The sequence below is a fragment of the Aliisedimentitalea sp. MJ-SS2 genome, from assembly GCF_032586155.1.
Taxonomy (GTDB): domain Bacteria; phylum Pseudomonadota; class Alphaproteobacteria; order Rhodobacterales; family Rhodobacteraceae; genus JAWHTC01.
The window spans coordinates 273,381-291,569 of record NZ_JAWHTC010000001.1 but is presented as its reverse complement, the minus strand read 5'-3'; the positions used below and the strand labels follow the sequence as shown (position 1 = coordinate 291,569).

The 18,189-nt window shown below is 59.7% G+C and carries 24 protein-coding genes; 8 read left to right on the top strand and 16 right to left on the bottom strand.

Annotation, left to right across the window (positions count from 1 at the left end; translation table 11 throughout):
• Window positions 1-108: 108 nt before the first annotated feature.
• A complete protein-coding gene (locus tag RXV86_RS01410) occupies window positions 109-1,320 on the top strand; it encodes a membrane dipeptidase (protein ID WP_316297011.1) in 1,212 nt (403 codons plus the stop codon).
• A gap of 4 nt (window positions 1,321-1,324) precedes the next feature.
• Here RXV86_RS01410 and RXV86_RS01405 read toward each other — a convergent pair whose 3' ends face one another.
• The 6 genes from RXV86_RS01405 to rpoH all read right to left on the bottom strand — a co-directional run bounded on the left by RXV86_RS01405 (window position 1,325) and on the right by rpoH (window position 5,481).
• Window positions 1,325-1,942 (bottom strand): class I SAM-dependent methyltransferase, encoded by a 618-nt coding sequence (locus tag RXV86_RS01405; RefSeq protein WP_316297010.1) that lies wholly within the window; start codon window positions 1,940-1,942, stop codon window positions 1,325-1,327.
• A 9-nt stretch (window positions 1,943-1,951) separates the two neighbouring features.
• Window positions 1,952-2,773 carry a phosphatidylcholine/phosphatidylserine synthase gene (locus tag RXV86_RS01400; RefSeq protein WP_316297009.1) on the bottom strand — a complete coding sequence of 274 codons (822 nt, stop codon included), beginning with the start codon at window positions 2,771-2,773 and terminating at the stop codon, window positions 1,952-1,954.
• Complete coding sequence (locus RXV86_RS01395) at window positions 2,742-3,434, bottom strand: phosphatidylserine decarboxylase (RefSeq protein WP_316297008.1); 693 nt, start codon at window positions 3,432-3,434, stop codon at window positions 2,742-2,744. The genes RXV86_RS01400 and RXV86_RS01395 overlap by 32 nt, the downstream gene beginning before the upstream one ends.
• 149 nt (window positions 3,435-3,583) lie before the next feature.
• A complete protein-coding gene (locus RXV86_RS01390; RefSeq protein ID WP_316297007.1) occupies window positions 3,584-3,886 on the bottom strand; it encodes a DUF4389 domain-containing protein in 303 nt (100 codons plus the stop codon).
• 85 nt (window positions 3,887-3,971) lie between these two features.
• Window positions 3,972-4,418, bottom strand: coding sequence for a host attachment protein (locus RXV86_RS01385; RefSeq protein ID WP_316297006.1), 447 nt, complete (start codon window positions 4,416-4,418; stop codon window positions 3,972-3,974).
• Window positions 4,419-4,584: 166 nt separating this feature from the next.
• On the bottom strand, window positions 4,585-5,481 hold the full coding sequence (gene rpoH / locus RXV86_RS01380) for an RNA polymerase sigma factor RpoH (RefSeq protein WP_316297005.1): 897 nt from the start codon (window positions 5,479-5,481) through the stop codon (window positions 4,585-4,587).
• A 283-nt stretch (window positions 5,482-5,764) separates the two neighbouring features.
• On the opposite strand from rpoH, the gene RXV86_RS01375 reads away from it, so the two are divergent.
• The gene (locus RXV86_RS01375) at window positions 5,765-6,418 is read left to right on the top strand and encodes a DUF4386 domain-containing protein (RefSeq protein WP_316297004.1); all 654 of its coding nucleotides are present in this window, start codon (window positions 5,765-5,767) and stop codon (window positions 6,416-6,418) included.
• Here the strand turns inward: RXV86_RS01375 and RXV86_RS01370 are convergent.
• Complete coding sequence (locus RXV86_RS01370) at window positions 6,404-7,432, bottom strand: RluA family pseudouridine synthase (RefSeq protein ID WP_316297003.1); 1,029 nt, start codon at window positions 7,430-7,432, stop codon at window positions 6,404-6,406. The two genes, RXV86_RS01375 and RXV86_RS01370, sit on opposite strands and share 15 nt — an antisense overlap.
• On the opposite strand from RXV86_RS01370, the gene RXV86_RS01365 reads away from it, so the two are divergent.
• The 5 genes from RXV86_RS01365 to RXV86_RS01345 all read left to right on the top strand — a co-directional run bounded on the left by RXV86_RS01365 (window position 7,432) and on the right by RXV86_RS01345 (window position 11,045).
• Entirely contained in the window at window positions 7,432-7,734 is a 303-nt protein-coding gene (locus tag RXV86_RS01365) for a DUF6476 family protein (RefSeq protein ID WP_316297002.1), read from the top strand. The two genes, RXV86_RS01370 and RXV86_RS01365, sit on opposite strands and share 1 nt — an antisense overlap.
• Window positions 7,735-7,926: 192 nt before the next feature.
• Window positions 7,927-8,592 (top strand): 50S ribosomal protein L25/general stress protein Ctc, encoded by a 666-nt coding sequence (locus RXV86_RS01360; RefSeq protein WP_316297001.1) that lies wholly within the window; start codon window positions 7,927-7,929, stop codon window positions 8,590-8,592.
• Between the two features lie 120 nt (window positions 8,593-8,712).
• Entirely contained in the window at window positions 8,713-9,399 is a 687-nt protein-coding gene (pth, locus tag RXV86_RS01355) for an aminoacyl-tRNA hydrolase (RefSeq protein ID WP_316297000.1), read from the top strand.
• Between the two features lie 105 nt (window positions 9,400-9,504).
• Complete coding sequence (locus RXV86_RS01350) at window positions 9,505-10,671, top strand: serine hydrolase (RefSeq protein WP_316296999.1); 1,167 nt, start codon at window positions 9,505-9,507, stop codon at window positions 10,669-10,671.
• On the top strand, window positions 10,668-11,045 hold the full coding sequence (locus RXV86_RS01345; RefSeq protein ID WP_316296998.1) for a DUF2237 domain-containing protein: 378 nt from the start codon (window positions 10,668-10,670) through the stop codon (window positions 11,043-11,045). Before RXV86_RS01350 ends, RXV86_RS01345 begins: the two co-directional genes overlap by 4 nt.
• Window positions 11,046-11,057: 12 nt before the next feature.
• On the opposite strand, the gene RXV86_RS01340 is transcribed toward RXV86_RS01345, so the two are convergent.
• From RXV86_RS01340 to ihfB, 9 genes are all read right to left on the bottom strand, one after another.
• The gene (locus tag RXV86_RS01340) at window positions 11,058-11,573 is read right to left on the bottom strand and encodes a helix-turn-helix transcriptional regulator (protein WP_316296997.1); all 516 of its coding nucleotides are present in this window, start codon (window positions 11,571-11,573) and stop codon (window positions 11,058-11,060) included.
• 38 nt (window positions 11,574-11,611) lie between these two features.
• Entirely contained in the window at window positions 11,612-12,178 is a 567-nt protein-coding gene (locus tag RXV86_RS01335) for a hypothetical protein (protein ID WP_316296996.1), read from the bottom strand.
• 91 nt (window positions 12,179-12,269) lie between these two features.
• A complete protein-coding gene (locus RXV86_RS01330) occupies window positions 12,270-12,785 on the bottom strand; it encodes a hypothetical protein (protein WP_316296995.1) in 516 nt (171 codons plus the stop codon).
• A gap of 169 nt (window positions 12,786-12,954) precedes the next feature.
• On the bottom strand, window positions 12,955-14,208 hold the full coding sequence (gene trpB / locus RXV86_RS01325; protein ID WP_316296994.1) for a tryptophan synthase subunit beta: 1,254 nt from the start codon (window positions 14,206-14,208) through the stop codon (window positions 12,955-12,957).
• Between the two features lie 199 nt (window positions 14,209-14,407).
• On the bottom strand, window positions 14,408-14,641 hold the full coding sequence (locus tag RXV86_RS01320) for an N-(5'-phosphoribosyl)anthranilate isomerase (RefSeq protein ID WP_316296993.1): 234 nt from the start codon (window positions 14,639-14,641) through the stop codon (window positions 14,408-14,410).
• 43 nt (window positions 14,642-14,684) lie between these two features.
• Window positions 14,685-15,137, bottom strand: a complete 453-nt coding sequence (locus tag RXV86_RS01315; RefSeq protein ID WP_316296992.1) for a GNAT family N-acetyltransferase — start codon at window positions 15,135-15,137, stop codon at window positions 14,685-14,687.
• Complete coding sequence (locus tag RXV86_RS01310) at window positions 15,128-15,769, bottom strand: phosphoribosylanthranilate isomerase (protein WP_316296991.1); 642 nt, start codon at window positions 15,767-15,769, stop codon at window positions 15,128-15,130. The genes RXV86_RS01315 and RXV86_RS01310 overlap by 10 nt, the downstream gene beginning before the upstream one ends.
• Window positions 15,770-15,842: 73 nt before the next feature.
• Window positions 15,843-16,205: a LapA family protein gene (locus RXV86_RS01305; RefSeq protein WP_316296990.1), complete on the bottom strand. Its 363-nt coding sequence runs from the start codon at window positions 16,203-16,205 to the stop codon at window positions 15,843-15,845.
• A 6-nt stretch (window positions 16,206-16,211) separates the two neighbouring features.
• Complete coding sequence (ihfB, locus tag RXV86_RS01300) at window positions 16,212-16,496, bottom strand: integration host factor subunit beta (protein WP_316296989.1); 285 nt, start codon at window positions 16,494-16,496, stop codon at window positions 16,212-16,214.
• A gap of 302 nt (window positions 16,497-16,798) precedes the next feature.
• On the opposite strand from ihfB, the gene RXV86_RS01295 reads away from it, so the two are divergent.
• Window positions 16,799-18,175, top strand: a complete 1,377-nt coding sequence (locus tag RXV86_RS01295) for an aldehyde dehydrogenase family protein (protein WP_316296988.1) — start codon at window positions 16,799-16,801, stop codon at window positions 18,173-18,175.
• Window positions 18,176-18,189: the final 14 nt, after the last annotated feature.

Here is an 18,189-nt window from a genome sequence, read left to right as displayed (position 1 = left end):
GGCATCGGACGGCTGGGTGACCGCCCTCCACGATCCCCCGTGACATGCTTGGTGAGAGGAAGACCAAAACAGGTTCCGTAGCGGCACTGTTGTGACGAATCGGGGAGCATGGCTCTCTTGCGCAAACGCAAGGGCGGATGCGTGATGCGATGGATCAAGCGGCTGTTGGCCGGTGTGTTGGTGTTGGCGGTTTTGGGGCTGATCGGGTTCTGGACATTTGCTCCGGCGATCGTCGAAAAGGGCCGCAACGCGGTGGCACGCCACGCGCCCTATCCGGTGTCCGAGACGGCCCGGGCACTACATGATCGGCTGGTTGTCGGAGACTGGCACGCGGATTCGCTGTTGTGGAAACGGGACTTGCTGACCCGTGGCGAACGCGGGCAGGTCGATGTGCACCGCCTGCTGGAAGGCGGCGTGGCGGTGCAGGTCTTTACCGCCGTCACCAAGAGTCCGACCGGGCAGAACTATGACAGCAATTCGTCGAGCGCGCGCGACAACATCACCCTGTTGGCCTTTGGGCAGCTTTGGCCGGTGCGGACCTGGACGTCGATCTACGAGCGGGCGGTTTACCAGGCGGAAAAGCTGCGCGGGTTTGAGGCGGCTTCGGAGGGACGGTTGAAGATCATTCGCAGCAAGACCGATCTTGAATCGGTTTTGCAGGCGCGCGCCGACGGGCAGCAGGTGGTTGGCGGCATTCTGGGCGTCGAAGGGTTGCACCCGCTGGAGGGCGAGTTCGACAATCTCGAAGGGTTGATTAAGGCCGGGCACCGGGTGTTTGGTTTGCAGCATTTCTTTGACAATGCATTGGGAGGGTCATTGCACGGAGAGGGCAATCACGGGCTGACCGAGTTTGGTCGCAAGGTTGTGGCTGAGCTGGCCGTGCGTCCAGTCATCATCGATGTGGCCCATTCCAGTCCTCAGGTGGCACGTGACGTGCTGGAGATGGTGGATGTGCCGATCGTCCTGTCCCACACGGGCATTCACTCGCATTGCCCCGTGAAGCGGAACTTCCCCAATGAATTGATGCAGGCGATTGCAAAGGGTGGCGGAGTGATCGGTATCGGCTACTGGGCCGAGGTGGCTTGTGACCAGATCAATCCCGATGGCATTGCGGCGATGATCAAAGCAGGGATCGCGGCGGTGGGGGAGGATCACATTTCTCTTGGGTCCGACTTTGACGGCTCGATCGCGACAGCCTTTGACACGTCCGAGCTGCCCGCCCTGACCGATGCCTTGATCCGTGCCGGAGTCAGCGAAACGCAGATCGCCAAGGTGATGGGTGAAAACATGATGCGGGTGTTGCGCGACCGGCTGGAATAGCGTCTTACCCCTGCCGTTCCATCACCAGCCAGGTCATCATGCCCATCGGCGGCAGGCTGTCTTGCTCGACAATGGAAAAACCCGGAGCATCAAGCACAGTCGAGATCGGAAAGTCAGATTGCCAGCCCAACAGATTCTCGAGCGGGGCGCTGACCCGTTCCAACGCTGCCAAGGCGCCGCGATCCCGGGCAAAGTGGTTGGTTACGACCAGCCTGCCCCCTGGGCGCAGCACCCGTGCGATCTCGGCCAAAACCTTTTCCGGCTCGGGTACGACCGACAGGACATGCATGGCGGCAACGTGATCGAAACTGCCGTCGGGAAAGTCCAGGTGACGGGCGTCCATCTGGCGCAACGCGGTAACATGGGTCAGGCGTTCGGCCGTGACCCTTGCCTTGGCCTTGGCCAGCATTTCGTGCGAGAAGTCGATGCCGGTGACCTGAACGTCGCCCTTGTATAGCGGCAAAGCTAACCCTGTCCCAACCCCGACTTCGAGCACGTGCCCGCCCAATTGCGAAAACAGCATCCCGGCGCGGCGACGCCCGGCATTGGTGACCGCGCCGAACGTTCGGTCATAGATCGGGGCCCAACGGCGATAAGAACTGGTAACGGATTCAGCCTTCATGAAAAATCTCTACTTGTTAATATTTGACGAGTCGCTGTCACGCTTGGTCATGTCATCGTGACAGGGAGAGACCGGAAATGGCCGCAGGACACAACGCAACAGAAGCGCGATGTATGCCAGTTGACCGCAAAACAGCACCGACCAGGGCCAGGTGAATCCAGCCGTGATCAGGGCCATAACCGCGACAAGCGCAAATGGGGCCTTGTCACGCGAGATCCGCAGCAGCTTGACTGACGGGGTCGTTATCCGCGAGATCATAAGAAGTCCGATCACCACCAGCCAAATCCCAGTGAAGGGCTGCACAAAAGCGGCCGGAAGTGCAGGTGAGATTTGCACCAAAACCATGGGAAGCAGTGCCAAAAGCGCGCCTCCGGGGGCCGGAACCCCTTGAAACCAAGGGCTTTTCGGAGCACCCGAGCGATCGCCAACATTGAATCGGGCAAGACGCATTGCGCAGCAGATGGCATAGATCAGGGCGGCGATCCAGCCACCACTCGGTCCGTCCTGCAGCACCCAGAGGTAGAGCACCATTGCCGGGGCAGCACCGAAATTCAGGAAATCGGCCAGGCTGTCCAGTTCGGCGCCAATGGCGCTTTCACTTTTCAACAGCCGGGCCATGGTGCCATCAAGCCCATCAAGCGCAGCCGCCAGCGCAATCATTGCAACAGCCAGCACCGGTGCACCATCGGCGGCAAAACGGATGGCCGACAACCCGGCACATAACGCCCCAAGGGTCAGAAGATTCGGCACAAGCTGTGCCAGCCGGAGCGAGGCACGACGGTTGGGCTCACGCTCCACCTCAGATCGCCTGCGCGACACGCGCCGGGGCATCGGTCTGCAAATCGGCAATCACGGTTTCCCCGGCAATCATTGTCTGGCCCAGTGCAACCTGCGGCGCGACCTCGTCGGGCAGGTAGACGTCCAACCGCGACCCAAAACGGATCAGGCCAAACCGTTCCCCTGTCTGCATCTCTTGTCCCTCGTCCACGAAGGACACGATGCGACGGGCCACCAGACCTGCAATCTGCACAACGCCAAGGTTACGGCCATCCGCCATTTCAATCACCAGCCCATTGCGCTCATTGTCCTCACTCGCCTTGTCCAAAGAGGCGTTAAGGAACTTGCCCGGACGATAGGCCTGTTTGACGATCCTGCCTGCTATGGGGGCACGGTTCACGTGGCAGTTGAACACCGACATGAACACGCTGACCCTGGTGCGCGGGGCATCACCCAAGCCCAGCTCGGCGGGAGGCACGGCGGGTTCGATAAGCGAAACGACCCCATCCGCAGGAGAGACAATCAAGCCTTCACGTTGTGGCACCGAGCGTTTGGGGTCCCGAAAAAAGTAATAACACCAGATGGTTGCACCCAATCCCAACCAACCCAGAGGCTCCCAAATCAAGAACAGGACAACGGCAACCGCAGCAAAGATTGCCACGAACCGACGGCCCTCTGGATGCATCGGCTTGAGAAACGTCTCGTGCATTTTCATGGCAATCAGCCTCGGCTCAATTCGTCGTTTCGCGGGGCATACAGGGGTATCGTGTCGCTTTCAACGCGATTTCTGGCGCATTTGCCCTTTGCACCGGAAATGGCGAGACAGCGCTAAGGGCCGGCAAGCCCGCGGACCGTCCGAAACCGTCAGTCGATTTCCGTCCAAGGCCAAGGTTTGACCTCACTGCCGCCGGTCATGTAGCGCACGGCCTTGGCCATCCACACGCCCAGATCGGTGCCGAAATCGGCAAGCCGTTCGTTGGGTGTGCCGTTGTTGGTCACCCGGATGATCAACTGGATGACCGTGACCACCCAGAGAACCGTTTGGCTGACGCTCATCATTACCCCGATGAGAATGATGAAAAGGATACGCATCACAAGACCGTCACCTTCGTCTGGTTCATTCTGTTCGCCGTGCAGGCGGCCCGATAGCTTGTCGTTGTTGTCCATGTCACGCAATCCTAGGTCCTGTGTTCATGCCGATCCTAGCGCAAGCTTGGGATCAAGTCGAAACCGGGCCATTGCCCTATGTGCGTCAGACCGCAAGCACCGATTCCAAGTGTCGGGGCAAGTCAATAACCGGCAGCTTGGTCAGATCCTTGTCAAGATCGGCACTGAGCGCGCTTACCAGAGGTGCAGGCAGAGCGGCACGCAATGTGCCCAGCATACGCGGCGGGGCCGCAACGATCAGACGATCATAACTGCCGGACCGCCAGTGCTCCAATGTGGTTTCCAACACCTTATCGGCGAAGGCGTCACGAGCCTGTTCGCGCTCGGAGGTTGTTCGGTCAACTCCATGCCCGGCCATGCCCGGCGCGGCCTGACCGCGGCCCGGAGCGTCTGCATAGCCGTGAGAAAGCCCCTCGAAATCAGTGGCATCACGGGTCAGAAGTTCGGACACGCCTTTACCCACGCCAGCGTTTTCAGCAAGACGCATGCGTGATTCACTTGCCATCAGGATCATTGTTCTAACGGGTTTCATGCGGAACGTCCTTTCTACAGCCTGTGCAGTGGCATGGTGCCGAACAGGCCGGGTTCATGTCCATGACCTGCGTCAACTGTTCATCCGAACCAAGCAATAACCCCGCCTGACGGCGATCAGACGGGGTTTTGTTTCTACTCGGTCAGATCCATCCTTACCGAGAACGTTATGCGCTAGCCAACATGCCCTTTTCGGCCGCCAGCTCACGCATTCGTTTTTGCAGCTTCTCGAAGGCGCGAACCTCGATCTGGCGGATACGTTCACGGCTGACGTCGTATTGGCCGCTGAGATCTTCTAGCGTGATGGTTTCCTCGCTGAGACGGCGTTGGGTCAGGATGTCCTTTTCACGATCATTCAGCACTTCCATCGCCTGCACCAGCAACTCGCGACGCGCTTCCAGCTCGTCCTTGGCCTCGTAATCACCAGCCTGGTCGGCACTTTCATCCTCAAGCCAGTCCTGCCATTGCATGGTGCCTTCACCCTCGGACCCAACCGTAGCGTTGAGCGAGGCATCCCCACCGCTCAGGCGCCGGTTCATCGAGATCACCTCGGCCTCGGTCACACCAAGGTCATTGGCGATACGCTCTACGTTCTCGGGGCGCAGATCACCCTCTTCCAGGGCGCCGATGCGGGCCTTGGCCTTGCGCAGGTTGAAGAACAGTTTCTTCTGGGCGCTGGTCGTGCCCAGCTTGACCATTGACCACGAGCGCAGGACATATTCCTGGATCGAGGCACGGATCCACCACATTGCGTAGGTCGCCAGGCGGAAACCCTTTTCCGGGTCAAAGCGTTTTACGGCCTGCATCAGGCCGACATTGGCTTCGGAAATGACTTCGGCCTGGGGCAGGCCATAACCGCGATAGCCCATGGCGATTTTCGCCGCGAGCCGCAGATGGCTGGTCACCATCTTGTGCGCCGCTTCGGTGTCTTCCTGCTCGACCCAACGTTTGGCGAGCATGTATTCTTCTTCCGGTTCCAGAAGTGGAAACTTCCGGATTTCCTGCATATAGCGGTTCAACCCGCCTTCAGGTGTCGGTGCCGGGAGATTTGCATAGTTACCCATGTGCTCGCTTGTCCCTCCAATGTTTATAAGCTTAACATTCACTTATGTTCGCGGTAACGGGGTTTCAAGGCCCTTACTCAACAATCTTTAACGAAACACTAAGGAATTTCCGTCGCAATTGCATCGTGGCTCACGCGCATGTGCTCAATGTGACAAGAAATTCGGGCCTTATCTATTGATAACATGCATTTTCGCATGGCTCAGGTACGAAATTCAGCAATTCAACGCAAACTGCGCATGATTTATCGCTGCGACATGGAAATCTCGAACCGGAGACAGAGTCATGCATCCTTCGATCAATGACGCACCACAGGGCCAGCTTCTGGCAGCGGGGCTGCTTTATCTCGGCATCATAGGGCTGGGGATCAGCAGCGAGGTTCTGCTACGTGGCCCCCTGATCGACTGGACGGACAGCACGGCCACCACTTGGGCGATTGCAACGGGCGAAAGCCGGTTTCGTCTGTCGCTGGGCTTTGACCTGGTGATGGCCGGGTTCGACGTCACGCTGGCGGTGATGTTATTCCACCTGCTTCGCGGCGTTGACGAAATGTGGGCGCTGATGGCAATGGCATTCCGGCTGATGCAGGCGGCAGTGATCGCCGCAAACCTGTTGTTTCTCGTGGCCGCTCAGGACGCGATCAAAATTGGGGCTGATCCCCTACCCTGTCTGCGCATGCACGCGGCGGGTTATGATCTCGGACTGGCGTTTTTCGGGGTCAACGCCCTGCTCATGGCGGGATTGCTGTGCAACTGGGGGGCACCGCGTCTGTTTGCCTGGGGCATTGCTGCGGCGGGGCTGGTCTACTTGGCGGGCAGCCTGACGCGGTTTCTAGCCCCCGAATGGAACGCGGCGATGCAACCAGCTTATCTGGTCCCGGTGCTGGCCGAAACGGCACTCATGGCGTGGCTGCTCTGGCGTGGGCTACGTCCCGCCTAAGAGCGCCAGCAAATCGGCCATATCTTCGGGTAAAGGCGCCTCGAACCGCATTGCTTCACCACTCACGGGATGCGCGAAGCCCAGCGTCGCGGCATGGAGCGCCTGACGCGGGAAAGCCTTGATCGCCGCCATGGCATTTGCGGTCAGGGCCTTCTCAGAGAGTTTGCGCCGCCCGCCATAGACCGGATCACCGATCAACCCGTGCCCGGCATGGGCCATATGCACCCGGATCTGGTGGGTGCGCCCGGTCTCCAGCCAACACTCCATCAGCGCCAGTACCGGCGGCGTTCCGAACTGCCCGGCAATCCGTGCCCGTGTCACCGCATGACGCCCGCCGTCAAACAGCACCGCCTGACGCTGGCGGTCATGTTTGTGACGTGCCAACTGGGTGGTGATTTTCAGAATGTTACCCGGTTCGAAGCTGACGCCGCGCACGCCACGCAGACGCGGATCAGAAGCATCGGGCACACCATGGACCAGCGCAAGGTAATGGCGTTCGATATCGTGAGCCGCAAACTTTTCGGCCAAATCGTGATGAGCCCGGTCGCTTTTGGCCACGACCAACAGGCCGGATGTGTCCTTGTCGATCCTGTGCACGATCCCGGGCCGGGCGACACCGCCCACCCCCGACAGGCTGTCCCCGCAATGATGCAAGAGCGCGTTCACCAAGGTACCGCCCGGTGTGCCCGGGGCCGGATGCACCACCATGCCCGCCGGTTTATTGACCACAATCAGGTCTTCATCCTCGTAAACGATTTCAATCGGGATGTCTTCGGCTGCAATATGGCTTTCCTCAGCCTGCTCAACAGTGATCTCGATACTGTCACCTTCGGCCACCTTTGCCTTGGGGTTGTCGATCACCGTGCCGTTGACCTTTACCGCTCCGCCCGCGATCAACCGCGCCAGCCGGGTGCGCGACAGTGACGCCGCCTCTGGCACATCGCGCGAAAGCGCCTTATCTAGGCGACCGGGCGGATCGGCGGCGATCTCGCAGATGACAAGGTGAGATGACAATGGACGACACTCCTAACCCGATTGATGCAAGAACGTTGAAGTTCCTGCGCATCCTGGTCACGACTCTGACGGCGACCATGATCATCGGCCTTCTAGTGATCATCGCGCTTTTTGTCATCAAGTTCTCGGAAACCCGTCCGCCCCTGCCCGAGCGCATCGCTTTGCCGGATGGCGTCAAGGCGGTTGCCTTCACCCAGGCCGAGACCTGGTATGCGGTGGTCACCGACGACAACCGTATCCTGATCTATTCGCCTTCGACCGGCACGCTGTTGCAGGAGGTCGAGGTCACGGCGGAAGAGTGAGGCGAGGTAGAATGCGCTTCGAAGCGCATTGAGAAAAGCGCCTTCGAAGGCGCTTGCCACGCAAATTCAAATTTGCGTTTCCCAAGGCGTTTCGAAACCCCTTGCCAACTCGCCTGATTCCAGCTATGCGCCAGCCTTCACGTGGGGCTACAGCCTTGGAGGAGCCCCGCCTTATCTTTAGGAGAATACAAAATGGCTGGACAGATCCCAGATCTTCACGCCGAGGTACGGACGGGGACAGGCAAGGGCGCCGCTCGTCAGGCACGCCGCGATGGCATGGTACCCGGTATCGTATACGGCGGCGAAGCAGACCCGCTTCCCATCAACATCCCCTTCAACAAACTGTTCAAAAAGCTGAAAGACGGCCGCTTCCTGTCGACGCTTTTCAACCTGAAAGTTGAAGGTCAGGACGACGTCCGCGTCATCTGCCGGAATGTGCAGCGCGACGTGGTCAAGGATCTGCCCACCCATATCGATCTCTTGCGTCTCAAGCGCACCTCGCGCCTGAATATCTTCATCCACGTCGACTTTGCGAATGAAGAAGAAGCACCGGGCATCAAGAAGGGTGGCGTTCTGACCATCGTTCGTCCCGAGGTCGAGCTGAGCGTTATCGCCGGCGACATTCCCGATCATGTCACCGTTGACCTGACCGGTCTGGAAGTGGGTGACATTGTGCACTTGTCGGATATCCCGCTGCCTGAAGGCGCGCGCCCGACCATCGACCGTGACATCGTCATCGCCAATATCTCGGCCCCGTCGAGCCTGCGCTCGGAAGACGAGGAAGAGGGCGAAGAGATTGCAGTCGACGAAGTGGCCACCGTGGGCGAGACCGAGGCCGAGGCAGAAGCCGAAGAGTAAGCCTCTTTGTCGTTATGAATTTCCAAACGCGGTCCTTACGAGGGCCGCGTTTTCTTTTGTGGAACTGAACCGTCAAACCGCGTAGATCAGGCAGCAACAACGATCACGCGAGCATATCTCATGCAACTCTTTGTCGGCCTTGGAAATCCCGGTGCGAAATATGCGGGCAACCGGCACAATATCGGCTTCATGGCGTTGGACCGGATAGCCGAGGATCATGGCTTTGCCCCGTGGCGCGGCAAGTTCCAGGGGTCGCTCTCCGAGGGGCGTCTGGGGCCTGAGAAGGTGCTGCTCTTGAAACCCGAAACTTTCATGAACCTGTCGGGCCAGTCAGTCGGCGAGGCGATGCGGTTCTTCAAACTGACGCCGGATGACGTGGTGGTTTTTCATGACGAATTGGACCTTGCGCCGGGCAAGGTGCGGGTCAAACGTGGCGGTGGTCATGCCGGGCATAACGGGCTGCGCTCAATCCATTCCCATATCGGCGCAGACTATGCCCGGGTGCGTCTGGGCATCGGCCATCCCGGTCACAAGGACCGGGTGTCACATTACGTGCTCAGCGATTTTGCCAAGGCCGATCAGGATTGGCTGGACGATGTGTTGCGTGGTGTGTCGGACGGCTCGGCCGACCTTGCGGCGGGCGACAATGGCCGCTTCATGAACGCAGTGGCCCTGCAGGTGAATCCGCCGCGCAGTTCGACCACCAAACCCGAAGCGAAACCCGCGAGGCCGGCCGAAAAGGCGGAAGAACAACCGGTAAAAGATGATCGTTCGCCCCTGCAAAAGCTGATGGACAAGTTCAAATAACCGGTCAGGGTTTTTCCGCCTATACCATAGCTTCACGGAGCACCCGGTGATTTGCAAACAACTTCATTGCATGCTTGACTGCCTGTGGGTGAAAAGGGGCGAACCATGCGCAGATTTGGCAAATTTCTGGGACGGCTGTTGCTGATTCTGATCATTCTGGGCGTCGTGCTTTGGGTTTGGAAACGCGAACAGATCACGCGGCTGATGGCCGTCAATTCACTCTTTTCAGAGGAGTTGATCGTCGACAATTTCAGCAACATGAATCGCATGTTCCTGACCCTGCCGATGACCCGCGGCCCCGGCCCGGTCAGCCCGCTGCCGCAAGGCCCTGACATCACTTTACCCGAAGGTGCAGACCAATGGATCAAGGACCGCGCCGTCACCGCGTTGATCGTGATGAAAAATGGGCAGTTACGCCACGAAAGCTATTACCTTGGCACCGCCCCCGAGGACAGGCGAATTTCATGGTCGGTTGCCAAGTCCTTTCTTTCGGCCCTTTTCGGCGTGGTCCTGTCCGAAGGAGCGATTGCCTCGATCAATGATCCGGTCACTAAATACGCCGCCAGCCTCAAGGGGACGGCCTATGACACGGCCACCATCCAGGACGTGCTGCAGATGGAAAGTGGCATCACCTTCAACGAGGACTACCTAGATTTCTGGAGCGATATCAACAAAATGGGCCGGGTTATCGCGCTTGGCACCTCAATGGACGGTTTTACCGAGGCCCTGACCGACGCCGACGCGCCTCCGGGCGAGCGAATGCAATATGTCTCGATCGACACCCATGTCATCGGCATGGTGATCCGGGGCGCCACCGGGCGGCGGATTGCCGACCTGATGCAGGAAAAGATCCTCGATCCGATGGGGTTCGAGGAAGACCCCTATTACATTTCCGACGGTTACGAGACTGCCTTCGTGCTGGGCGGGCTGAACCTGCGCACGCGAGACTATGCCCGCTTCGGCCAGATGGTGATGCAGAACGGCATGTGGCAGGGCAAACAGGTGGTGCCCGCCGATTGGCTGGCGGTCTCGACCGTGCCCTCGGCCAAGACCGCACAGGGCAAGCGCAACTATGGCTATCAATGGTGGATGGCCCCAGAACCGCGCGAGGGCGAGTTCTATGCCCGTGGGATCTATGGCCAGTATATCTATTTCGACCGAACCCGTGGCGTGGTGATCGCGGCGAACGGCGCCGACCGTGGTTTCCGTGAACCCGGTGCCCATGACAGCAACATCGCCATGTTCCGGAGGATTACGGAGGGATTGGAATGAAGGCTGAGCCCGACAAGCCGATCAATGTGCTGGGCGGAGTGCTGGCAGCCTGTTCAATGAACCCGGTGACGGGATATTTCCGCGACGGGTATTGCAACACCTGCGACAGTGATTTCGGTTCGCACACAGTGTGTTGCATCATGACCGCCGAGTTCCTGGCCTATGAGAAATACGTCGGCAATGACCTCAGTACGCCACGGCCGGAATACGGATTTTCCGGTTTGAAGCCGGGGGATCATTGGTGTGTCTGTGCTGCACGGTTTCTCCAGGCTGCTGACGAGGGGTGCGGCCCTCGAGTTCGGCTCGAGGCGACCCACGCGCGGGCACTGGAGATTGTGCCGATGGAAGTGCTTGAGGCGCACGCGGGCCCGTGAGCCTAAAAGCTCTCAGGGCGCCGACGTTTTCGATTCGCCCTCGACCAACGTGTCACCCATCAGGTCTTCGATAAAGATGCTTAGCAATTGTGGTCGCCCGGACACCCCGGCCTTGCGATAGATTGCATTTGTCTGCGCCTTGACGGTGCCTTCCGATGTCCCCCGCAACTCGGCGATATCCGCTACCGACAAACCCTTGATCGAAAACAGCGCCACGTCCCGTTCCGCGGGGGTGAGTCCCCAGTCGTCAAAGCTTTCCTCAAGCAGTTCCATGAAAGCGCCGGAGGCCACCCGCAATTGCCGTTCAGCACGGTGGCTGCGCGCCAATGTGCGGCGAAACGCGAGCCAACCCAGCCCCACCCCAAGGATCAAGCCCAGCGCCGCGCCGATTTCTAGGAATTCACGGGTTTGCCAACTGATGGGGCGGGCCCGAATGCCAATCACGCTGAACACGATGTCCGACACGAAGAAAACAGCGCAGAACGCCTGGATGACAAAAACGACAACGACGAAACTAAGGCGTGGCATGTTTCAACCCTTCTGGGTCGGGTCGCCGAACAATCGGGTCAGTCGCCATCACCTTCCCCGTCACCTTCTCCGCTATCACCGCCTTCGCCGTCACCTTCTCCGCTATCGCCGCCTTCACCGTCGTCGCCGCCGCTATCGCCTTCACCGTCATCGCCACCATCGTCGCCTTCACCATCATCACCGGCCGCATCGTCGCCGCCGTCGTCGCCTTCACCGTCATCCCCGGTGCCATCGTCGCCTTCACCGTCATCCCCCTCACCATCGTCGCCGTCCTCACCAGGTGAAAGTTGCGACGGCGACGGGTTCTTCGACAAAAGGGTTGGTCCAATGGTAGTTTTTCCGGTCTTTTCCGAGTAGTCACGCAGGATTTCACCGGTCCGTTCATTGTAGATGATTTCGCGGCGAACCGTATCGGCGGTTGCCACAAACCTTAAACGCCCCAAAAGAGTCCGGTTGACTGTGACACTATGAAAACCTTGGGCGCGCAGTTGCCGCACAATCGAGGCCTCCGGAGTTTCGGCGGCCAAAGGATGCGAGAGCCCGGCCGCCAGCGAAAGCGTCGCCAGAAAGCGTATCGGACGTGACACCATGTTCCGTTTCCCCATCAATGACCCCGCGCCAATCTGGCACGGGGTCTGTGTTGCATTGGATTGTCCGTTAGAGTGGACGAAGCCGGAAAAATTTCAAGCCGTCCCGTCAATCGCTGCCTTCGCCGTCTCCTTCGCCGTCGCCGCCGCTGTCGCCTTCGCCGTCACCTTCGCCATCGCCGCCGCTGTCGCCTTCACCGTCGCCTTCGCCATCACCGCCGTCATCGCCTTCGCCGTCGTCACCCTCGCCGTCCTCGCCGCCGTCATCGCCTTCGCCGTCCTCGCCGCCGTCATCGCCCTCACTGTCATCGCCCTCATCGTCGCTTGAACTGGAACTGGCACCGGAGCTTTCGCCGTCTTCACCGGAATCGTCACCCTCTTCATCATCGCCTTCGTCGTCTTCGCTGTCGTTCTCGTCCTGCTCGTGAACATCGACCTCTGCCAGGATCAGAAGGTCGCGCCACTCCGACGTCTCATCCTCGGAATGTGCTGGCGCGATCTGGCCCACGGACGCCGCTTGGAGGCTGGATACGGATGGGAGATCAACACCCCCCCAAGCCGCCGCATATGCACCGGTAGCGCCCATCGCGCCCATCAAGGTGACTACTGTAAACGACTTCTTCATGATGATACCTTTCTCTGTTGCCCGCCCTGCACATGCAGGAGCACTACCAGAAAAAGACACGTCCACCGATAAGCAGAGAATTAACCGCAGGGTGGAAGCCCGGCACGCTATGCGCCGGGTTGATGGGCATAAACCCAAGTTTAGACGAATGGGCCCTTGAAATCAGGGCTTATTCCATATCGCGACCTTCGGTGTCGGACATGTCAAAGCCCAGATGCTTGGCCACGGTCTGCACATCCTTGTCGCCACGACCACACATATTCATCACGATGATGTGGTCTTTGGGCAGGGTCGGTGCAATCTTCATCACATGGGCCAGCGCATGGCTGGGTTCGAGCGCCGGGATGATGCCTTCGGTCGAGCAGGACAACTGGAACGCCTCCAGCGCCTCCTTGTCGGTGATCGACACATATTCGGCGCGCCCTGTCTCATGCAGCCAACTGTGTTCCGGGCCGATACCGGGATAGTCGAGACCCGCCGAGATCGAGAACCCTTCGAGGATCTGCCCGTCATCATCCTGCAGCAGATAGGTGCGGTTGCCATGCAGAACGCCTGGCCGCCCGCCGGTGAGCGAGGCACAGTGTTGCATCTTTTCGTCAACGCCTTTGCCTCCGGCCTCAACCCCGATGATGCGTACTGACGAATCATCAAGGAACGGGAAAAACAGACCCATCGCGTTCGAGCCGCCACCGATGGCGGCGATCACCGTGTCGGGCAGACGGCCTTCGCCTTCCTGTGCGGCCAACTGCGTGCGGACCTCCTTGCCAATGATCGATTGGAAATCACGCACCATCGCCGGATAGGGGTGCGGACCGGCCACGGTTCCGATGCAATAGAACGTGTCACGCACATTGGTGACCCAGTCGCGCAAAGCGTCGTTCATCGCGTCCTTGAGCGTGCCGCGACCAGATGTCACCGGGATCACCTCGGCGCCCAGAAGGCGCATACGGAACACGTTGGGCGCCTGACGCTCGACGTCGTGCTTGCCCATGTAGACCACGCATTTCATGCCAAACTTGGCGCAGACGGTGGCGGTGGCTACGCCATGCTGCCCGGCGCCGGTCTCGGCAATAATGCGGTTCTTTCCCATGCGCCGCGCCAGAATGATCTGGCCCAGAACGTTGTTGATCTTGTGCGCGCCGGTATGGTTCAGCTCGTCACGTTTGAGATAGATCTTGGCGCCGCCCAGATGCTCGGTCAGGCGCTTGGCGAAATAAAGCGGGCTCGGACGGCCGACATAATGCTCCCACAGGTCGTCCATCTCGGCCCAGAAAGTCGGGTCGTCCTTGGCCTTGTCATATTCGGCCTCGAGATCAAGGATCAGCGGCATCAGGGTCTCAGAAACAAAGCGCCCGCCGAATTTGCCGAAACGGCCCTTTTCGTCGGGTCCGTTCATGAAGCTGTTGAAAAGATCGTCGGCCATGCAGGCGCCTCCCTCTGTGTTGAGGGGTGGTGTAATGGCTAGCGAGCCGAGGAGCAATAGAGGGCGTTAGGACATGCCTGGCAAGGCGTTGCGAAACGCCTTGGTCACGCAATTTCGAAATTGCGTAAGGAAGCCGCTTCGAAGCGGCTTGAAAACGCGTTTCAAAAACGCGTTCAGAAAGGGCTTTCGAAAGCCCTTTTCACGCCCGGACGCGGCGGAGCGGCAAATCGTTGCAGAACACCACGAAATGACGACCGTTCTGCACCGCCTGAAACCCGCGTCGCTCGATCTCTCGCAGGAAGGCGTCACGACCGGCAAGACGCTCGACATCGCGGACCTGTCGTTTGACCACTCCTCCCTTGCGGGCTTCGGCAGAGGAAAACACCTGTTTAATCCAGGTTTCGGAGGTCAAATGATCCGGGATCTGTACCATGAAGGCAGCTTGGCAAATCGTGGTTAACAGAAGGTAAAGCGCCTCAATCGAGATAGCGCTTGAACCCGGTATGGCTGCCCTCGAACCCCAGCCCTTCGTAAAACCTCCGGCTGTCCACCCGCCGGGCATTCATCGCCAGCTGGATCAACCGGCAGCCCGCCAACCGGGCGCGGGTCTCAACATCGGCAAACATCTGTTGCCCCGCCCCCTTCCCGCGCACGTGAGAGGCAACCCGAACGCTTTCCACCTGGGCGCGTCGCGCCGCGGCAAGGCTGAGCCCGGAAATGAGTGTCAGCTGATAGGTCGCCACGATCTCGCCCGCGTCATCCTCGCCGACGATCACCGTGTTGTTACCCTCCTCGACCATCGCATCGAAGGCGGCGAAATACGCGTCCAGCGCCTCCAGCTCGCGCCCCTGCCCCAGCATATCATCAGCAAGCATCGCCACCACCGCCGGCACATCCTCTCGCGTAGCCTCGCGAAAGCTCAGCTGCATGTCGCCGCCGTCACAAACGCCTGGATCAGCCCGGCATCCTTCTGGCCCGGCGCGCGTTCGACGCCCGAAGACACGTCGACCTGCCGCGCGCCGGTCAGGGCAATCGCCTCAGCCACGTTTTCCGGGGTCAGTCCCCCGGCCAGCATCCACGGCACCGGCCAATCACGTCCGGCGATCAGCCGCCAATCAAAGCTCAACCCGTTGCCACCGGGCAAATCCGCCTCTTTTGGCGGCTTGGCATCGACCAGGAGCTGATCGGCGACGGCGCTGTAAGTCTCAAGCGCGGCCAGATCCGCCGGATCGGCCACCCCTACAGCCTTCATCACCGGCAGGCCATAGCGTGCCTTGATCTCGGCCACGCGCTCGGGGCTTTCGCTACCGTGCAGTTGCAACATGTCAATTGGCACCGTCTCGCAGATCCTGTCCAGAAGTGCGTTATCGGGATTCACCACCAGCGCCACCTTGGCCAGCCCCATCGGGACATCCAGCGCCAGCGTACGGGCGGTCTCGATATCCACGTTGCGCGGCGATTTCGGGAAAAAGACGAAACCGCAATAGGCCGCGCCGCTGTTGACCACGGCAGCCACATCGTCCGGCTTGCTCAGCCCACATATCTTGACCTTGATGTTCATGCCGCCCCCATACGCGAAAAAGGGGTGGCTTGGAACCACCCCGTTTCTTCACATCTCGTTCATTGGCCGTGCGTCAGCTGGCCTTGTCGAGCAGCGCCAGAACCTCGTCCTCGCTGCCTTCACCGCCCTTGGCAGCATCGCCCTTGAGCCGCGTCACCTCGCGCTTGAGCTGATTAACCTCGCCCTTTTTGCGGGCCGCTTCGGCGCGGTGCTTGTGCTCACGTAGCCATTCCCAGACAAAACCGATCAGCAGCCCCGCCACGATCGCGGCAAAGATCACCACGAAGAGCGGCAATTCGATCGACCAAGACAAGCCCAGCGGCTGGGCCAGGACCTCGGGCAGCAATCTCAGCTCCACCGCACCGCGATTGGCCATCGCGACCGAAATCAACACCACGGCCAGCGCAGCGAGGAACCCGTAACGGATATAACGCATGTCTCTTTACTCTTTTCCGTTCAGACGATCGCGCAGCAACTTGCCGGTCTTGAAAAACGGAACGTGTTTCTCTTCGACCTGCACCGCCGCGCCGGTACGCGGGTTGCGGCCAACGCGCGCATCGCGCTGTTTGACCGAAAACGCGCCGAAGCCCCGCAGCTCGACCCGGTCACCCCGGGACATGGCATTGGTAATCTCTTCGAAAATGGTATTCACGATCCGCTCAACATCGCGTTGATATAGATGCGGATTTTCGTCGGCAATTTTTTGAATCAATTCCGATCGGATCATCGGATGGTCTCCCCAGGTCTCGCGTTCCCGAACACTCTCTCTTGTCGACTATAGAAAGAAAACCGCCTTCTAGGAACATCAAAGGCGGCCAATCCAAGTGTGAAATTGCGACTCAAACCGGCATTTCGGTCAATTTCCGCCGGTATTTCGGTGGTTTGCCGGGTGACGCCAAGGAAGTTCCGCTCCGCCGCAACGCGGCGAAGCCATTGATTCGCAACACATTCCACAAGTGGCACGGGATTGACCCAAGTCAGGGCGCTCCGCCACTGCCCCTGTCATAGTTACACTCAGGAGATGCCGCCATGCCCGACACCGATCTGCAAACCCGCCTTTCCAAGATGCGCAGCTATTTCAGCAGTGGAGCGGCCCGATCACCGGAATGGCGCCGGGCTCAGCTGAGCGCGCTGGCAGGAATGGGGCAACGCTACGAGGCCGAAATATTCGAGGCGCTGAGACAAGATTTCGGCAAGCCGGCTTTCGAAGCCTTTGCAACCGAAACCAGTTTCGTCACCCATGGCGCCAAGCATGCATTGAAACACCTGCGACGCTGGATGCGACCGCGACGCGTAGCGGCGGACCTTGCCAACCTGCCCGCCCGGGCACGGGTCGTGCCGGAACCATTGGGTCTGGCGCTGATCATCGCGCCGTGGAACTACCCGTACCAATTGGCCCTGGCGCCGTTGGTGGGCGCGTTGGCAGCGGGCAATTGCGCGGTCATTAAACCATCAGAACTCGCACCCGCAACGTCAGCGCTGCTGGCCCGGATCGTGCCGGAATGTCTGGATGCCAACGCGGTGCAGGTGATTGAGGGCGCGGTCGACACCTCGAAGGCGCTACTTGAGGAACCCTTCGACCACATATTCTTCACCGGCAGCACAAAGGTGGGGTCCGCGGTGATGCAAGCGGCCGGCAAGCATCTGACGCCGGTCACGCTGGAACTGGGCGGCAAAAGCCCGGTGATTTTGCGAAAGAGCGCCGATCTCGACGTGGCGGCGCGGCGAATTGCCTGGGGCAAGTGCCTCAACGCAGGCCAGACCTGCATCGCGCCGGATTACATCCTGGCCGAACAGGGCGTGGCCGAACCGTTCATTCAGGCGTTCGAATCACAGCTGCGCCGCTTCTATGGCACCGACCCTCAGCAAAGTCCCGATTACCCACGGATAATCAATACCCATCATTTCGACAGGCTGGTGAGGTTGTTGCAGGACGGGAACATCCGCGTCGGTGGTCTGCATGACCGCGACAACCGCTACATTGCCCCTACCGTGATTTACCAGCCGGCGCTGGACACAGCGCTGATGCGAGACGAGATTTTCGGGCCGATACTGCCTGTGTTCGAAGTTGAAGACCTCGACACGGCTATTGCCTTCATCAACGCCCGGCCCAAGCCGCTGGCACTCTATCTCTTCTCGACCGACAGTGCTGACGAGAAGAAGCTCGTGGCCGAGACAAGTTCGGGTTCGCTCGTGGTTAATGACGTGTTGATGCAAACCACCCCACCCGACTTACCCTTTGGCGGAGTCGGGGCGTCCGGCATGGGAGCCTATCACGGGCGCGCCTCCTTTGACACGTTCAGCCATCTCAAACCGGTGCTGCGCAAATACAATCGCGGTGAGCCGCCTCTGCGTTATGCGCCTTATACGGCGGGCAAGTTCCGCTGGCTCAGGCGGTTTCTCTGAGCCCAAATGCAAAA

Coding starts and splice junctions, on each gene's coding strand:
- RXV86_RS01305 (WP_316296990.1), bottom strand. CDS start 16,205: ATGCGTTATATCCGTTACGGGTTCCTCGCTGCGCTGGCCGTGGTGTTG.
- RXV86_RS01375 (WP_316297004.1), top strand. CDS start 5,765: ATGCATCCTTCGATCAATGACGCACCACAGGGCCAGCTTCTGGCAGCG.
- RXV86_RS01395 (WP_316297008.1), bottom strand. CDS start 3,434: ATGAAAATGCACGAGACGTTTCTCAAGCCGATGCATCCAGAGGGCCGT.
- RXV86_RS01340 (WP_316296997.1), bottom strand. CDS start 11,573: ATGCCACGCCTTAGTTTCGTCGTTGTCGTTTTTGTCATCCAGGCGTTC.
- RXV86_RS01385 (WP_316297006.1), bottom strand. CDS start 4,418: ATGAAACCCGTTAGAACAATGATCCTGATGGCAAGTGAATCACGCATG.
- RXV86_RS01295 (WP_316296988.1), top strand. CDS start 16,799: ATGCCCGACACCGATCTGCAAACCCGCCTTTCCAAGATGCGCAGCTAT.
- RXV86_RS01315 (WP_316296992.1), bottom strand. CDS start 15,137: ATGCAGCTGAGCTTTCGCGAGGCTACGCGAGAGGATGTGCCGGCGGTG.
- RXV86_RS01390 (WP_316297007.1), bottom strand. CDS start 3,886: ATGGACAACAACGACAAGCTATCGGGCCGCCTGCACGGCGAACAGAAT.
- pth (WP_316297000.1), top strand. CDS start 8,713: ATGCAACTCTTTGTCGGCCTTGGAAATCCCGGTGCGAAATATGCGGGC.
- RXV86_RS01330 (WP_316296995.1), bottom strand. CDS start 12,785: ATGAAGAAGTCGTTTACAGTAGTCACCTTGATGGGCGCGATGGGCGCT.
- RXV86_RS01320 (WP_316296993.1), bottom strand. CDS start 14,641: ATGGTACAGATCCCGGATCATTTGACCTCCGAAACCTGGATTAAACAG.
- rpoH (WP_316297005.1), bottom strand. CDS start 5,481: ATGGGTAACTATGCAAATCTCCCGGCACCGACACCTGAAGGCGGGTTG.
- RXV86_RS01310 (WP_316296991.1), bottom strand. CDS start 15,769: ATGAACATCAAGGTCAAGATATGTGGGCTGAGCAAGCCGGACGATGTG.
- RXV86_RS01410 (WP_316297011.1), top strand. CDS start 109: ATGGCTCTCTTGCGCAAACGCAAGGGCGGATGCGTGATGCGATGGATC.
- RXV86_RS01360 (WP_316297001.1), top strand. CDS start 7,927: ATGGCTGGACAGATCCCAGATCTTCACGCCGAGGTACGGACGGGGACA.
- RXV86_RS01405 (WP_316297010.1), bottom strand. CDS start 1,942: ATGAAGGCTGAATCCGTTACCAGTTCTTATCGCCGTTGGGCCCCGATC.
- RXV86_RS01345 (WP_316296998.1), top strand. CDS start 10,668: ATGAAGGCTGAGCCCGACAAGCCGATCAATGTGCTGGGCGGAGTGCTG.
- RXV86_RS01365 (WP_316297002.1), top strand. CDS start 7,432: ATGGACGACACTCCTAACCCGATTGATGCAAGAACGTTGAAGTTCCTG.
- RXV86_RS01400 (WP_316297009.1), bottom strand. CDS start 2,773: ATGCCCCGGCGCGTGTCGCGCAGGCGATCTGAGGTGGAGCGTGAGCCC.
- ihfB (WP_316296989.1), bottom strand. CDS start 16,496: ATGATCCGATCGGAATTGATTCAAAAAATTGCCGACGAAAATCCGCAT.
- RXV86_RS01335 (WP_316296996.1), bottom strand. CDS start 12,178: ATGGGGAAACGGAACATGGTGTCACGTCCGATACGCTTTCTGGCGACG.
- trpB (WP_316296994.1), bottom strand. CDS start 14,208: ATGGCCGACGATCTTTTCAACAGCTTCATGAACGGACCCGACGAAAAG.
- RXV86_RS01350 (WP_316296999.1), top strand. CDS start 9,505: ATGCGCAGATTTGGCAAATTTCTGGGACGGCTGTTGCTGATTCTGATC.